The organism is Streptomyces sp. NPDC008121 (assembly GCF_042957155.1).
Classification (GTDB): domain Bacteria; phylum Actinomycetota; class Actinomycetes; order Streptomycetales; family Streptomycetaceae; genus Streptomyces.
On the sequence record NZ_JBIBHT010000003.1, the window covers coordinates 866,725 to 880,698 of the forward strand.

At 72.5% G+C, this 13,974-nt stretch carries 14 protein-coding genes; 9 read left to right on the plus strand and 5 right to left on the minus strand.

The features are described 5' to 3' along the window. The first annotated feature begins 83 nt into the window (after window positions 1-83). A complete protein-coding gene (locus ACFZBD_RS13970; RefSeq protein WP_391139580.1) occupies window positions 84-965 on the plus strand; it encodes a L,D-transpeptidase family protein in 882 nt (293 codons plus the stop codon). A gap of 176 nt (window positions 966-1,141) precedes the next feature. Here ACFZBD_RS13970 and ACFZBD_RS13975 read toward each other — a convergent pair whose 3' ends face one another. Both ACFZBD_RS13975 and ACFZBD_RS13980 read right to left on the minus strand, forming a co-directional pair. Next, window positions 1,142-2,356, minus strand: coding sequence for a hypothetical protein (locus ACFZBD_RS13975; protein WP_391139581.1), 1,215 nt, complete (start codon window positions 2,354-2,356; stop codon window positions 1,142-1,144). Further along, complete coding sequence (locus ACFZBD_RS13980) at window positions 2,356-3,033, minus strand: sigma-70 family RNA polymerase sigma factor (RefSeq protein WP_391139694.1); 678 nt, start codon at window positions 3,031-3,033, stop codon at window positions 2,356-2,358. Before ACFZBD_RS13980 ends, ACFZBD_RS13975 begins: the two co-directional genes overlap by 1 nt. A 455-nt stretch (window positions 3,034-3,488) precedes the next feature. Here ACFZBD_RS13980 and ACFZBD_RS13985 point away from each other — a divergent pair, with 455 nt between their 5' ends. Further along, the gene (locus ACFZBD_RS13985; protein ID WP_391139582.1) at window positions 3,489-4,232 is read left to right on the plus strand and encodes a Clp protease N-terminal domain-containing protein; all 744 of its coding nucleotides are present in this window, start codon (window positions 3,489-3,491) and stop codon (window positions 4,230-4,232) included. A gap of 166 nt (window positions 4,233-4,398) precedes the next feature. On the opposite strand, the gene ACFZBD_RS13990 is transcribed toward ACFZBD_RS13985, so the two are convergent. Further along, window positions 4,399-4,947, minus strand: a complete 549-nt coding sequence (locus ACFZBD_RS13990) for a hypothetical protein (protein ID WP_391139583.1) — start codon at window positions 4,945-4,947, stop codon at window positions 4,399-4,401. A gap of 183 nt (window positions 4,948-5,130) precedes the next feature. Then, window positions 5,131-6,762 (minus strand): family 20 glycosylhydrolase, encoded by a 1,632-nt coding sequence (locus ACFZBD_RS13995; RefSeq protein WP_391139584.1) that lies wholly within the window; start codon window positions 6,760-6,762, stop codon window positions 5,131-5,133. Between the two features lie 324 nt (window positions 6,763-7,086). Here ACFZBD_RS13995 and ACFZBD_RS14000 point away from each other — a divergent pair, with 324 nt between their 5' ends. The 6 genes from ACFZBD_RS14000 (at window position 7,087) to ACFZBD_RS14025 (ending at window position 11,719) form a co-directional block, all read left to right on the plus strand. After that, window positions 7,087-7,524 (plus strand): 2-oxo-4-hydroxy-4-carboxy-5-ureidoimidazoline decarboxylase, encoded by a 438-nt coding sequence (locus ACFZBD_RS14000; protein WP_391139695.1) that lies wholly within the window; start codon window positions 7,087-7,089, stop codon window positions 7,522-7,524. A 172-nt stretch (window positions 7,525-7,696) separates the two neighbouring features. Beyond that, window positions 7,697-8,077, plus strand: coding sequence for a succinate dehydrogenase, cytochrome b556 subunit (gene sdhC / locus ACFZBD_RS14005; RefSeq protein WP_391139585.1), 381 nt, complete (start codon window positions 7,697-7,699; stop codon window positions 8,075-8,077). Window positions 8,078-8,085: 8 nt separating this feature from the next. Continuing rightward, complete coding sequence (locus tag ACFZBD_RS14010; RefSeq protein ID WP_391139586.1) at window positions 8,086-8,562, plus strand: succinate dehydrogenase hydrophobic membrane anchor subunit; 477 nt, start codon at window positions 8,086-8,088, stop codon at window positions 8,560-8,562. Between the two features lie 25 nt (window positions 8,563-8,587). Beyond that, on the plus strand, window positions 8,588-10,342 hold the full coding sequence (gene sdhA, locus ACFZBD_RS14015) for a succinate dehydrogenase flavoprotein subunit (protein WP_391139587.1): 1,755 nt from the start codon (window positions 8,588-8,590) through the stop codon (window positions 10,340-10,342). Further along, window positions 10,342-11,100 (plus strand): succinate dehydrogenase iron-sulfur subunit, encoded by a 759-nt coding sequence (locus tag ACFZBD_RS14020; protein ID WP_391139588.1) that lies wholly within the window; start codon window positions 10,342-10,344, stop codon window positions 11,098-11,100. Before sdhA ends, ACFZBD_RS14020 begins: the two co-directional genes overlap by 1 nt. Before the next feature lie 82 nt (window positions 11,101-11,182). After that, window positions 11,183-11,719, plus strand: coding sequence for a hypothetical protein (locus ACFZBD_RS14025; protein ID WP_391139589.1), 537 nt, complete (start codon window positions 11,183-11,185; stop codon window positions 11,717-11,719). A 108-nt stretch (window positions 11,720-11,827) separates the two neighbouring features. On the opposite strand, the gene ACFZBD_RS14030 is transcribed toward ACFZBD_RS14025, so the two are convergent. Continuing rightward, window positions 11,828-12,412 carry a MarR family transcriptional regulator gene (locus tag ACFZBD_RS14030; protein ID WP_391139590.1) on the minus strand — a complete coding sequence of 195 codons (585 nt, stop codon included), beginning with the start codon at window positions 12,410-12,412 and terminating at the stop codon, window positions 11,828-11,830. Window positions 12,413-12,546: 134 nt separating this feature from the next. On the opposite strand from ACFZBD_RS14030, the gene ACFZBD_RS14035 reads away from it, so the two are divergent. After that, complete coding sequence (locus ACFZBD_RS14035) at window positions 12,547-13,800, plus strand: MFS transporter (RefSeq protein WP_391139591.1); 1,254 nt, start codon at window positions 12,547-12,549, stop codon at window positions 13,798-13,800. Window positions 13,801-13,974: the final 174 nt, after the last annotated feature.

Consider the following 13,974-nt stretch of genomic DNA (forward strand, 5'->3'; position numbering starts at 1 on the left):
CATGCTCCGGACTTCCGGCCGGTGCGCAACCAGGAACGGCCGGAAAGCATCCCTTAGAGCACAGACTCATTCGGGGGGAAAAGATGCGCCGTTCGTCCGTCATACGCAGAGCACTCCTGGCCGCCGCGGCGGTGGCCCTGGCCACCGGCTGTACGGCCCAGGCGGCGGGGACGGACGGGACCGCGGCGCCGTCGCCGTCCGCTTCGTCGTCCGTCTCGCCGTCCCCCTCGGCGCCCGAGCCGAGCGACACGGCGTACGCGTCGCCCTCGGAGCCGACGGCGACCCCCACGGAGGGCGACTCGGCGTCCCCGTCGGCCTCGGCCACGCCCACGGGCAAGGTCCTCGCGAAGGACGGCGACGAGAACGCGCGCGTCCGGGAAGTCCAGGCGCGACTGCGCCAGATCGGCTACTTCGACCGGGCGCCCACCGGTTTCTACGGCACCCTCACCGGCAAGGCCGTCTCGGCCTTCCAGAAGAAGCGGGAGCTGCCGCAGACCGGGGCGGTGGACGAGACCACCTGGCAGCGTCTGCTGGCGATGACCCGCGAGCCCACGGCGGACGAGCTGAAGCCGGCCACCACCAACAAGCTGGACAAGCCGGACGACCGCTGCATGACCGGCCGGGTGCTGTGCATCAGCAAGGAGAGCCGGACGCTGGCCTGGATGATCGACGGCAAGGTCGTCTCCTCGATGGACGTCCGCTTCGGTTCGGAGAACACCCCGACCCGCGAGGGCATCTTCAACGTCGACCGCAAGGTCCGTGACGACTGGTCGAAGCTGTACCACACGCCGATGCCGTACTCGATGTACTTCAGCCGCGGCCAGGCCGTGCACTACTCGGCGGACTTCGCGGCCCGGGGGTACAACGGCGGTTCGCACGGCTGCGTGAACGTACGGGACCGGGGGAAGCTCGCGGCGCTCTTCGACCAGGTGAAGGTCGGCGACAAGGTCGTCGTCCACTGGTAGGACGGGGAGGCCGTCCACGGTCGGGACGGGAGAAGTAAGGGGCGCGGGTGGGACCGGGGGAACGTGTCCCACCCGCGCCGGGTGCGCAGAGCCGAAGGTACGGGGGGAACCTTGGCTCTATGCGCCGCCGATGACCAGTCGGCTCACTCAGTACTGCGTCGGCGGGTCGAAAAGTGTCACACCTGGTAGGCGGGGGTCCCGGCGAAGGCCGGTCCAGCGGTCGGGTGGGCGAGTCCCGCGGGGACCGTGAGGGCGTGGCCGGAGCGGATGCCGCCCGTGCCGTGGCCCGTCGTCCCGGACCCGTCCCGGCCCGCGTTCCCGTGGCCGCCCCGGCCCTGGTCGCCGCTCCCCGGGGCGCCCTTGCCGCCGCCGGTCCAGCCCCCGGAGCCGGGTGCTCCGACGGGACCGGCGGCGCTGTCGCCTCGGTCGTCCTCGTCGCCGGAGCCGTCGCCCCTGCCGTCGTCCTTGCCGCCGGCGGAACCCCCGCCGGCGGGTCCGGTGGAACCGCCGGGGGCGCCGCCCGTTCCGGCCCAGTCGCCGGCCAGGACCCGGTCGCAGAAGCGCCGGACGGTCTCGCCGCTCCGCGCCGAGCCGGCGAGCCGCCGCTGGTCGCTGTCGTCCAGACGCCCGGCCTTGAAGTCCTGGCAGGCCTTGAGCGTCCTGGCCCGCAGGGTGGTGAGGTCCCTGCCGGAGCCCTCGCCGGTCTTCGGGGGCGGTGTGGCGTCGCCGCCGCGGCCGCCCTCGGTGCCGCCACCGCCCGGTCCGGCGGTCGCCGGGGGCTCGCCCGGCGAGGACGGGGACGGGGAGGAGCCGGCGGACGGGCTCTCGGTGCCGGGGGGCACCGGAGGCGGCGTCTGTGTGACCGAGCCGTCCTCGGGGGTGTGGGAACGGAGCGGCTCGGGGGTGTCGGCCACCGTGACGGACGAGGCGGGCGGCGCCGGGGTCTCGTCGAACGGCCGCGGCAGCAGACCCGTACCGGCGGCGACGGCGACCCCGCCGACGGCCACCGCGGCGACCGCGGCCGCCAGTCCGTACCGCAGGGAGCGGCCCCACCGGCGGGCGGAGGGCACGGGTGCGATCCGCACGCCGTCCAGCTCGGCGGCGGGGACGGCCCCGGCGGAGCCGGGCGCGTCGGCGGCGGACGCGGAGAGCACGGACGGGGAGCCGGCCCGTTCGGCCATCGCCTCCCGGAAGGCGGCCAGGGCGGCCGCCTCGCCCGGAAGCTCGGCCTCCGCCGCGCGGGCGAAGGGGACGGGGCGGGCCGATTCGAGGGCGTGGGCGAGACGTCCGGCCTGTTCACGGGCGTGATCGTCGACGGCGTCGACCGGTTCGCCGCGCAACAACCGCTCCGCGGCCTCCTGGTCGAGCCATGGGTACCGCTCGTCCGCCATCACATGTCCTTCTGCGTACACGCGCGCGATTGCGTCACACCACCCGGGGCGGGGGCCGCCGGTTCGCGGCCGCGCTGCGGCGGTACGCCCCCGAGCGGGGCGGCGCCCGCGTCGGCGCCCTCGGCGTCGTCGACTCCGAGGAGTTCGGCGAGCCGCTTGAGGCCGCGGTGCGCCGCCGTCCGCACGGCGCCGGGGCGTTTGCCGAGGGTGTCGGCGGCGCTCTTGGCGTCCAGGCCGACGACGACCCGGAGGACCACGGCCTCGGCCTGGTCCTGCGGGAGCTGCGCGATCAGATGCATGGTACGGCCGGTGGCGAGTGCTTCCATGGCCTGGTCCGCGGTGTCGGAGTCGGCCGGCTTGTCGGTGAGTTCGGTCTCGTCGCCGCCCACGGCGGGGCGCCTGCCCCGCATCCGGATGTGGTCGAGCGCCCGGTTGCGGGCGATCCGGGCCGCCCAGCCCCGGAACCGGTCGGCGTCGCCGTCGAAGCGGTCGAGATCGCGGGCTATCTGGAGCCACGACTCGGAGGCGACGTCCTCGGCGTCGGCGTCACCGACGAGCGTACGTATGTAGCCGAGCAGCCGGGGATGCACGGCGCGGTACACCGTACGGAAGGCGTCCTCGTCCCCGTTCCGCGCGGCGAGCACGGCGGCCGTCAGCTCCGCGTCGTCCCCCAGCACTCCCCACAACCTGTTCGTCATCGCGGCTGGTCACCACCGCCGCGCCGCCCGGCGCGCAGCAGCACGCTACGTCCTTCTCCGTCGTCGCGTCCATGTTCGTCCGCTCTTTGTACAAACTGCAACCTTCTCCGTCCGGCGGCGGTGTGACAGAAAACGCACGCCTGGCGCTGAGAGGTATACGGGGCCGTGCTGCGGCCCCGTCGGACGACGACCGGGGCCTCTCCTGTGGGGGGTGGCGGCCCCGGTCGTCTTCCCTTGTCCCCGGGTATCCCCGCGAATGTCCCCGGATACCCCCGCGCACCGGCGCCATGACGTCGGATGTCCGCGCCCCGGAACTCCCTTGCCCCCCGCCCCGACGAGGGCGTGCTCGCGCGTCGCCAAAGAGGCCATGACGAGACCCGTGCAGTGTCAACTGATGGTTGACACCCGCGCAGTGTCAACCTAGGGTTGCACCCATGACGAAACCAGTCGGCACGACCCATCCCGTCCGGCTCGACGACCTCATCGAAGCGATCAAGAAGGTCCACACCGACGCGCTCGACCAGCTCTCGGACGCGGTCATCGCGGCGGACCACCTCGGCGACGTCGCGGACCACCTCATCGGCCACTTCGTGGACCAGGCCCGGCGCTCGGGCGCCTCCTGGACCGACATCGGCAAGAGCATGGGCGTCACCAGGCAGGCGGCCCAGAAGCGCTTCGTACCCAAGGATCCCAAGGGCGCCGAGTCCGCGGCCCTCGACCCGAGCGAGGGCTTCAACCGCTTCACCCCCCGGGCCAGGAACGTCGTGATGGCCGCGCACAACGAGGCCTCGGCCGCGCGCAACGCCGAGACGCTCCCCGCCCACCTGGCCCTCGGCCTCCTCTCCGAGCCGCAGGGCCTCGCCGTCCACTGGATCACCTCGCGGGGCGTGACCCCGGAGCAGGTGCGCGAGGCCGTCACGGCGACGCTGCCGCCGGCCGTGGAGGAGGTGCCCGGGCTCATCCCGTACGACGCGGGCGCGAAGAAGGTCCTGGAGCTGACGTTCCGCGAGGCCCTGCGCCTCGGCCACAACTTCATCGGCACCGAGCACATCCTGCTGGCGCTGCTGGAGTTCGAGGACGGCAAGGGCGTCCTGACGGGCCTCGGCCTGGAGAAGGCCCGCGCGGAAAGCGAGATCGCCGAGACGATCGCCTCGGCCATGCCGGTCCAGGAGGCGTGACCAGGCTCCCCGGCTCCACCCGTACGGACCAGGCCGTAGGGGCCGGACCCCTAGGGCCAGGCGTAAGGATCAGACCGCAGGGCCCGGGCTCGGCCCGTACGGGTCACCCCGCCGCCCCGCCCGTACGGGTCACCCCGCCGCCCCGCCCGTACGGGTCACCCGTCGGTCAGGCCGTGCGGGCCCGGCGGGAGACCACCGCGCGCAGGACCCGGCCGCCTTCCTTGGAGAGTTCGCGGGCCCGGCGCAGGCCGGTCGGGCCGTGGGCGACGGATTCGAGGACGGCGTGCTGGCGGCGCAGCTCACCGGCGAGCAGCGGCCCGGCGCCCGACGGGTCGCCGGAGCGGCAGGCCTCGACCAGTTCGGGCGCGCCGCCGGCCCCGTCGTACCGCCCGTGCAGGGTGAGGGAGGTGGCGGAGCAGCCCGAGGCCCAGGCGCGCAGGTCCGGTGCGGTCCAGGCGGCGGGGGCGGCGCCCAGCATCTCCCGGACGAGCCGGGCCCCCTCGTCGTCCGCGGGCGCCTCGTCCAGCTCGACGCCGGCCTTGGCGAGCGCCTCGCCCCACGCCCCGCCGTCGCCCCGGGCCACCGCCGCCCAGACGGGGCGGAGCGACTCGCCGCCGTCGGGCGCGAGCAGCGGCAGGCACCGGTCCAGGCAGGCGAGCCCGGCCGCGGCCAGGGCCCGTTCGTCGGCCCGGTCGATCAGTTCCAGCAGGCTCATGGAGGCCTCCCGATTGCGGACGCAGTTCTCCTCTTACTGCGCCGCTTGGCGCGATGACGTCACTGCGAGGCCGGAATCATGCCAGTGGCCCGGGCGTGCTGCATAGGGGTCCGACGTCGGCCGACGCAGCGAAGTGGCGGACGACGACGCCGCCGTCCGCCACGGCCGCGCTTCCGAGGAGGCTCAGCGCACCTCCGCCGCCAGCGCCCGGAACCGCTCCCAGCTCATCGTGGGCGCGCGCTCGTCCCACAGCTTCTGCGCGGTCGCCGTCAGCGGCATCCGGATCCCGTCCGCCACCTGCGCCTGGGTCTGGGCGCCCGCCAGGTCGCACCAGACCGCGAACAGGCCGCCCAGGATCTGGGAGTCGTACCGCTCCGGGACCGCGGTCGTGCCCCGCAGGACGCGCGGAGTCCACTGCTCGTAGATCCGCTCGCCGGTGGGGTACGTGAAGTCGTTCGGCTCGCCGAGGACGTAGTAGAGGAACTCGTCGTTGAGGTTGACCACCGGGCGGCCCTCGCTCAGGTACTCGGCCGGCGGCCGGGCCCCGATCTCCTTGCCGGTCCAGTACTCGACCTCGATGTTCTTGTCGGCGTGCACGATCCCGCCCCGGAAGAAGCCGTCGTTCCAGGCCTTGGCCGTCTTGCCCGCGGCGCGGACGACCGCCGCCCGGTCGTTGAGCCAGCCCTCGGCGAGGTCCTGCACCCCGGCCCGCGCTCCGTACTTCTCGCGGGCCGCCGTGGCGAGCTGCGGGTAGGAGGCGGCCGGGTCGCTCACGGTCAGCGCCTGGTACTCGTCCGCGCCGACGTGGAACCAGCGGCCTGGGAAGAGCGCGGAGTACTCGCGCAGCAGGTCGTCGACGATCGCCGCCGCTCCCGGCTTGGAGATGTCGATGGCCCCCTCGCGCGGGGTGCCCTGGACGTTGCGCAGCTGGAGGTCCGGGTGGGCGCGGAGCACGGCCCCGAGGTGTCCGGGCGAGTCGATCTCGGGCACGACGGTGATGTGCCGGCTCGCCGCGAGGGCGATGATGCGGCGCACCTCGGCCTTGGTGAGGTGCTCGGCGGAGACGATCTCGGGGTGGGTGTCGGAGGCGATCCGGAACCCCTGGTCGTCGGAGAAGTGGAGGCCGAGCTGGTTGAGCTTGAGGTCCCCCATCTCGCGTATGCGGTCCTCGATCCAGCCCGCGTCGAAGTTCTTGCGGGCGGTGTCGAGGCTGAGTCCGCGCTGCGGCTTGGCGGGCCGGTCGTTCACGACCCCCTCGGGCATGGCCCCCGAGCCCTTGACGGACTGCTTGAGCGTGCGGGTGCCGTAGAAGACGCCCGCTTCGTCGGGGCCGGTGATCCGGACGCGGTTGTCGCGGGTGGTGAGGGTGTACGACTCGGCCGCGCCCTTCCCGCCCAGCGCCAGCTCGACATCGCCGGAACGGACGGCCGCCACCCCTCGGTACGGGATCCTCAGCTCGCCCGCGAGGAGCCTGCCCTCGTCGGCGAGGCGCTCGCTGCCCTTGGCGACGACGACACCCGCGCTCGGGGCCGGCCGCCAGCCGGGGCCCCGGGCCGGCTCGTGCGAGGCGACGGCGGGGACGGTGAGGGGGGCGGACGAGAGGGGATACGTCCGGGTGGGCGTCGGCGTGGGGCTGGGGCCGGTCTCCGGCGGTGGCGTCGGCGTCGGCGGCGCGCCGACGGTGGAGGACGGCGCGGAGACCGTCCCGGACGCGCCCTGCGACGACCCGCCGGAGCAGGCCGCCACGGTGACCGATGCCACCACGGCCGCCAGGAGAGCGGGGCCCGTGTGGGACCCCCATATGGAGTACCGCATCACTCGGAATCCTCCCTCAGGAAACGGAACGGGGCCATTCGGCGGAACCGGACTCACCACCCGACTCGGTCCGAAACGTCCACCGCCGTATCCGAAACTCTCCCTTCCGGGTGAAATTCGCGCATCCGTCGGACGCTTCCCTCTCCCCGTCGATAACGTTGCGCCACACCCACCCCACCCTTCCCGGAGCCCACGCTGACCAGCGACACCCACGCCCTCTCCCGGACCCTGGGCTCCCCCGCCATACCTGCCCGCCAGGGCGGCCACCGGCACCCCACCGGCCTCCTGCGTTTCAACGTCGCCCCGCCCAGCGTCGTCGAGGAGCTGCTCCTCGGCTGCTGCGGCAGCCGCCGTTGGGCCGAACGGGTGGCCGCGCACCGCCCGTACCCGACGCTGGACGCCCTGCTCGCCGCCTCCGACGAGGCCGGATACGACCTGTCCTTCGCCGATCTCGACGAAGCGCTGGCCGGCGAGTCCTCGGCCGCCAGCGCCGCGCTGCACCCCGACGCGCCGCCCGCGGCCCACACCGCCCTGCTGGCCGCCCGCGGCGCCTACGAGAGCCGCTTCGGGCACGCCTTCGTGATCAGCCTCGACGGAGTGCGGCCCGGGGAACGCCTCGACCAGGTCCTCGCCGCCCTCCGGTCACGGCTCGGCAACGAACGGGACGAGGAGCGCGCGATCACCGCGGACGAACTGCGCCGACTCGCCCGGGCCCGCCTCGTCCAGCTCGTCTCCCACCGAAATCTGTCCGTTATGCGGTGATCCGGGCTTGTGCGATAGCCCGTCCGTGCCTGTTTGATCACACCTATGGACCCCGCGCGAGCGAACCGACAAGTCGTCGCTACGATGACCAGGGCCGGTGGACCGTACCCGGCCGGGTCAGACCGACACTGAAGCCGGCCGACCCTGATCCCCGCTCCCGGAGGGTTTTTCCGTGCCGGCTGGAACGCTGTACCGCGGCCGGGAAGGAATGTGGTCCTGGGTGGCTCATCGAGTCACCGGCGTCCTCATCTTCTTCTTCCTGTTCGTACACGTGCTGGACACCGCTCTCGTCCGCGTCTCCCCCGAGGCCTACGACGAGGTCGTGGCCACGTACAAGACGCCGATCGTCGCCATCCTTGAGTACGGCCTCGTCGCCGCCATTCTCTTCCACGCGCTGAACGGCCTCAGGGTCATCGCCGTGGACTTCTGGTCCAAGGGCCCGCGCTACCAGAAGCAGATGCTCTGGACCGTCGTGGGCATCTGGGTCGTGCTGATGGCGGGCTCTGTGTATCCCGTCCTCGGCCACGCCGCACGTGAACTGTTCGGGAGCTGACGCCAGACATGTCTGCTGACACCTCTACCGCGATCGGCCCCGTCGAGGGCGGCGCCCACTACGACGTGGACAACCCCGCGCCGTACATCGAGGCCCCGCGCAAGCGCACGGGCCGCACCCCGCGGGCGACCCGCGGCAACTTCGAGATGGCCGCCTGGCTCTTCATGCGGCTGTCCGGCGTCGTCCTCGTCGTCCTCGTCCTCGGCCACCTGCTGATCCAGCTCTTCCTGGACGGCGGCGTCTCCAAGATCGGCTTCGCCTTCGTGGCGGGCCGCTGGGCGTCCCCGTTCTGGCAGGTCTGGGACCTGCTGATGCTGTGGCTGGCCATGCTCCACGGCGCCAACGGCCTCCGCACGGTCATCAACGACTACGCGGAGCGCGCCAACACGCGCCTGTGGCTCAAGGGCCTGCTGTACACCGCCACGGTGTTCACCATCCTTCTGGGCACGCTGGTGATCTTCACCTTCGACCCGAACATCCGCTAGGCACGGGGCTGAGGTAATCCACGTCATGAAGATCCACAAGTACGACACCGTCATCGTCGGCGCCGGCGGCGCCGGCATGCGCGCCGCCATCGAGGCGACGAAGCGCAGCCGCACCGCCGTGCTCACGAAGCTCTACCCCACCCGCTCCCACACCGGTGCGGCGCAGGGCGGCATGGCCGCCGCGCTCGCCAACGTGGAGGAGGACAACTGGGAGTGGCACACCTTCGACACGGTCAAGGGCGGTGACTACCTGGTCGACCAGGACGCCGCCGAGATCCTGGCGAAGGAGGCCATCGACGCCGTCCTCGACCTGGAGAAGATGGGCCTGCCGTTCAACCGGACCCCGAACGGCACCATCGACCAGCGCCGCTTCGGCGGTCACTCCCGCAACCACGGCGAGGCCCCGGTCCGCCGGTCCTGCTACGCCGCGGACCGCACCGGCCACATGATCCTCCAGACGCTGTACCAGAACTGCGTCAAGGAGGGCGTGGAGTTCTTCAACGAGTTCTACGTCCTGGACCAGCTGATCACCGAGGTCGACGGCGTCAAGAAGTCGGCCGGTGTGGTCGCCTACGAGCTGGCCACCGGCGAGATCCACATCTTCCAGGCCAAGGCCGTCATCTACGCCTCGGGCGGCACCGGCAAGTTCTTCAAGGTGACGTCGAACGCGCACACCCTGACCGGTGACGGCCAGGCGGCCTGCTACCGCCGCGGCCTGCCGCTGGAGGACATGGAGTTCTTCCAGTTCCACCCGACGGGCATCTGGCGCATGGGCATCCTGCTGACGGAGGGCGCCCGCGGTGAGGGCGGCATCCTCCGCAACAAGGACGGCGAGCGCTTCATGGAGAAGTACGCGCCGGTCATGAAGGACCTCGCGTCCCGTGACGTCGTCTCGCGCTCCATCTACACGGAGATCCGCGAAGGCCGCGGCTGCGGCCCCGAGGGCGACCACGTCTACCTCGACCTGACGCACCTCCCGCCGGAGCAGCTCGACGCCAAGCTCCCGGACATCACCGAGTTCGCGCGGACGTACCTCGGCATCGAGCCGTACACGGACCCGATCCCGATCCAGCCGACCGCGCACTACGCCATGGGCGGCATCCCGACCAACGTCGAGGGTGAGGTCCTGCGCGACAACACCACCGTCGTCCCGGGCCTGTACGCGGCGGGCGAGGTCGCCTGCGTCTCGGTGCACGGCGCCAACCGCCTGGGCACCAACTCGCTCCTCGACATCAACGTGTTCGGCAAGCGCGCCGGCCTCGCCGCCGCCGCGTACTCGGCCAAGGCCGACTTCGTCGAGCTGCCCGAGAACCCGGCCTCCTTCGTCGCCGAGCAGGTCGAGCGGCTGCGCGCCTCCACGGGTTCGGAGCGGGTCGCCGTCCTCCGCAAGGAGCTGCAGGAGACGATGGACGCCAACGTGATGGTGTTCCGTACCGAGCAGACCATCAAGACGGCGGTCGACAAGATCGCCGAGCTGCGCGAGCGCTACCTGAACGTGTCCATCCAGGACAAGGGCAAGCGCTTCAACACGGATCTGCTCGAGGCGATCGAGCTGGGCAACCTGCTCGACCTGGCCGAGGTCATGGCCGTCTCGGCCCTGGCGCGCAAGGAGTCCCGCGGCGGTCACTACCGCGAGGACTACCCCAACCGCGACGACGTCAACTTCATGCGCCACACCATGGCGTACCGCGAGGTCGGCGCCGACGGCTCCGAGACCGTGCGTCTCGACTACAAGCCCGTCGTCCAGACCCGCTACCAGCCGATGGAGCGTAAGTACTGATGGCTACCCCCGTACTGGACAAGGTGGAGAAGGACTCCGCCGCCTCGCCGTACATCACGGTCACCCTCCGGATCCGCCGCTTCAACCCCGAGATCTCGGACGCGGCGGTCTGGGAGGACTTCCCGATCGAGATCGACCCCAAGGAGCGCGTGCTCGACGCCCTCCACAAGATCAAGTGGGACGTCGACGGCACGCTGACCTTCCGGCGCTCCTGCGCGCACGGCATCTGCGGCTCCGACGCGATGCGGATCAACGGCAAGAACAGGCTCGCCTGCAAGACGCTGATCAAGGACGTCAACCCGGAGAAGCCGATCACGGTCGAGGCCATAAAGGGCCTGACGGTCCTCAAGGACCTCGTGGTCGACATGGAGCCGTTCTTCCAGGCGTACCGCGACGTCATGCCGTTCCTGGTCACCAAGGGCAACGAGCCGACGCGCGAGCGTCTGCAGTCCGCCGAGGACCGCGAGCGCTTCGACGACACCACCAAGTGCATCCTGTGCGCCGCGTGCACGTCGTCCTGCCCGGTCTTCTGGAACGACGGCCAGTACTTCGGTCCGGCCGCGATCGTCAACGCGCACCGCTTCATCTTCGACTCGCGTGACGAGGCGGGCGAGCAGCGCCTGGAGATCCTGAACGACAAGGACGGCGTGTGGCGTTGCCGTACGACGTTCAACTGCACGGACGCGTGCCCGCGAGGCATCGAGGTCACGAAGGCGATCCAGGAAGTCAAGCGTGCGCTGATCACGCGCCGCTTCTGAGACCTGGTTCGGGACCGGGGCCCGCTTCTGTACGCTGCGGCGTGCAGGAGCGGGCCTTTGTCGTTGTGGAAAGCGGGGAGTCATGACCGAGCCGAACCCTTACGCGGACGGGGATTACACGTGGGGACCCGATCGGCAGGCGGGGGCGCCCGGTTACGGCTACCCCCAGGGCACGCCGGCCTACGGCTACCCGCACGCGGCGCCGGGCGCCGGGTACCAGCCGACGCTGCCGGGCGTGCCGGTGCCGCCGCAGCACCCGCCGGCCGTCCAGGGCGGGGCGCCGCTGCTCAGCCTGGGTGACATCACCGTCGTCGGGGACCAGATCATCACGCCCGCGGGGGCGTTGCCGCTCAAGGGCGCGGTGTGGAACGCGATGGACATGTCGCGGACCGAGGAGAAGATCCCGGCCGCCGCCATCGTGCTGGCCATCGTCTTCTTCATCTTCTGCCTGCTGGGACTGCTGTTCCTGCTGATGAAGGAGAAGCAGACGACGGGCTTCATCCAGGTCACCGTGACCAGCGCCGGCCGCCACCACTCCACGATGATCCCGGCGACCGGTCCGAACACCTTCGCCTGGGTGATGGGACAGCTCAACTACGCGCGCTCGCTAAGCGTCTGACGCGCCGACGTCCCGCGGGTCGGGCCCGCCGTGCAGCGGGCGCGGGCCGGGCGCGGGCGTCGGCTGGGGCGCGGGCCGGGTGGGGTGAGCGGTGGGGCCGAGCGGCGGTCAGCCGTGCCAGGCCTCCGTGCCGCCGCGCTCCTCCGCGACGACCATGATCCGGCGGAGCATGTCGTTGAGCCGGTCGCGCTCCTCGGCGTCCAGGACGCCAAGGAGACGCTCCTCCTCGTGGCCGAGGACGTCCATCGCGCCGAGCCAGGTCTCGCGGCCGGAGGCGGTGAGTTCGACGACCACGCGACGGCGGTCGGTCGTGGACTGCGTACGGCGGACGAAGCCGCGCCGCTCCAGGGCGTCCAGACGGCCGCTGACCGACGCCGGGGCGAGGTCCAGGTCCTTGGCCAGCTCGGAGGGCGCGGCGCTGCCGCCACGGCCCGCCAGCTTGTGCAGGGTGTCGAACTCGTGCCGCTCCAGGTCGAAGTCGACCAGGGACTGCTCGCGCACCCGGCGCAGATGGACGGAGAGCTTCTTCATCCGGGTGACCGCGCCCTCGACGACCGGATCGAGGCCCGGCAGCACCGGCTGCCAGCGCTCCACGTGCTCGTCGGTCCAGTCTCGCCGCGCCGGTCCCGCCGACTGAGGGCGCGGCGCGGAGTCGGCGGGCTCGTCGCGGCCGGACGGCCGGGTGGGCTCCATGGACCGATGGTACGTCGGGGCTCCCCGGCGCTCCGCTCTCGAAGGCGCCGTCGCCGCGCCTGTCGGCCCCCGGCACTACGTCGTCGGTGATATTTCGTTGCCGAATTATTCGGAATCGAAATACCTTGGTGTCCATGCCCGACCCCTCCGCGTCCGCGTCGCCCCCGGCAGCCGCCCCGGCACCCCCGAAGGCCGTACCCCACCCCCTGCGGGACCGGCCCTTCCGGCTGCTCCTGACCGCCCGCTCCCTCTCCCTCCTCGGGGACGCGGCCATCCCCGCCGCACTCGCCATCGCCGTCTGGGAGGCGACCGGTTCGACCTCGGCGCTCGCGCTCGTCCTGGCCTGCGCGATGGTCCCCAAGCTGCTCCTGCTGCCCGTGGGCGGTGTCGTCGCGGACCGCTTCGACGCCCGTACGGTGGCCCTGGCCGGCGACCTCGTGCGCTGCGCCACCCAACTCCTCGTCGGCGTCCAGCTGCTGAGCGGTGAGCCGACCCTCTGGGTCATCGCCGCCGCCGAGGTGGCCGGCGGCGCCGCCGGGGCCTTCGCCATGCCCACCGGCTCCCCGCTGGTCAAGGGAACGGTCGCCCCCGAGGCGCTCCAACGCGCCAACGCCGCACTCGGCGTGGCCCACAGCGCGACCCGGATCGGCGGCCCCGCGCTCGCCGGCGCGCTGATCGTGACCGTAGGGCCCGGCTGGGCCTTCGTCCTGGACGCGGCGACCTTCGCGCTCAGCGCGGCCCTGCTCGGCGCCGTACGGGTCACACGGGTGCGGATCCCCCGCCGCTCCCTCCGCGCGGACCTCGCCGAGGGCTGGCGGGAGGTCCGCTCCCGCGACTGGTACTGGACCAGCCTCATCGGCCACAGCGCCTGGAACGGCGCCGCCGCCGTCCTGATGACCCTCGGCCCGGCCATCGCCCTCACCCAACTCGGCGGCCGCACGGCCTGGGTGGTCTTCCTCCAGGTCGGCGCCGTGGGCTACCTCCTCGGGGCCCTCACGGCCGACCGGATGCGGCCCCGGCGCCCGATCCTGGCGGCCAACCTCGGCCTCGCGACGTACGCCCTGCCGCTGGCGCTCCTCGCCCTCCCCGCCCCGGCGCCGGTGACCATCGCCGCGTACGGGATCGCGCAGGCCGGACTCGGCTTCCTCTCGCCGGTCTGGGAGACCGCCGTCCAGGAGGCGGTCCCGGCACACGCGCTGGCCCGGGTCACCTCCTACGACTGGCTGCTCTCCCTGGCCGCGATGCCCCTGGGCTACGCCCTCGCCCCGCTCGCCGCCTCCGCCTGGGGGCCGCGCGTGCCGCTGATCACGGCCGCGGTGGTGGTGGGCGGCTGCTGCCTGGGCACGGCACTGGTTCCGGGGGTACGGCGCTTCGGCACCACCCGCTGACCGGGCGCCCAGCCGGGGGTGTGGGGCGGGCGCGCCGGCCGAGGGGGGCGCTACCGCGCGGTGCGGCCGGCGGGAGCGTCCTCGGCGGCGGGGGAAGCCCCCTCGGCGGCCGTGGGAGGCCCGTCGGCGGCCGTGGGAGGCCCGTCGGCGGCTTCGGGTGGGCTCCGATGCGAC

Coding starts and splice junctions, on each gene's coding strand:
- ACFZBD_RS13970 (WP_391139580.1), top strand. CDS start 84: ATGCGCCGTTCGTCCGTCATACGCAGAGCACTCCTGGCCGCCGCGGCG.
- ACFZBD_RS13975 (WP_391139581.1), bottom strand. CDS start 2,356: ATGGCGGACGAGCGGTACCCATGGCTCGACCAGGAGGCCGCGGAGCGG.
- ACFZBD_RS13985 (WP_391139582.1), top strand. CDS start 3,489: ATGACGAAACCAGTCGGCACGACCCATCCCGTCCGGCTCGACGACCTC.
- ACFZBD_RS13990 (WP_391139583.1), bottom strand. CDS start 4,947: ATGAGCCTGCTGGAACTGATCGACCGGGCCGACGAACGGGCCCTGGCC.
- ACFZBD_RS13995 (WP_391139584.1), bottom strand. CDS start 6,762: ATGCGGTACTCCATATGGGGGTCCCACACGGGCCCCGCTCTCCTGGCG.
- ACFZBD_RS14010 (WP_391139586.1), top strand. CDS start 8,086: ATGTCTGCTGACACCTCTACCGCGATCGGCCCCGTCGAGGGCGGCGCC.
- sdhA (WP_391139587.1), top strand. CDS start 8,588: ATGAAGATCCACAAGTACGACACCGTCATCGTCGGCGCCGGCGGCGCC.
- ACFZBD_RS14020 (WP_391139588.1), top strand. CDS start 10,342: ATGGCTACCCCCGTACTGGACAAGGTGGAGAAGGACTCCGCCGCCTCG.
- ACFZBD_RS14025 (WP_391139589.1), top strand. CDS start 11,183: ATGACCGAGCCGAACCCTTACGCGGACGGGGATTACACGTGGGGACCC.
- ACFZBD_RS14030 (WP_391139590.1), bottom strand. CDS start 12,412: ATGGAGCCCACCCGGCCGTCCGGCCGCGACGAGCCCGCCGACTCCGCG.
- ACFZBD_RS14035 (WP_391139591.1), top strand. CDS start 12,547: ATGCCCGACCCCTCCGCGTCCGCGTCGCCCCCGGCAGCCGCCCCGGCA.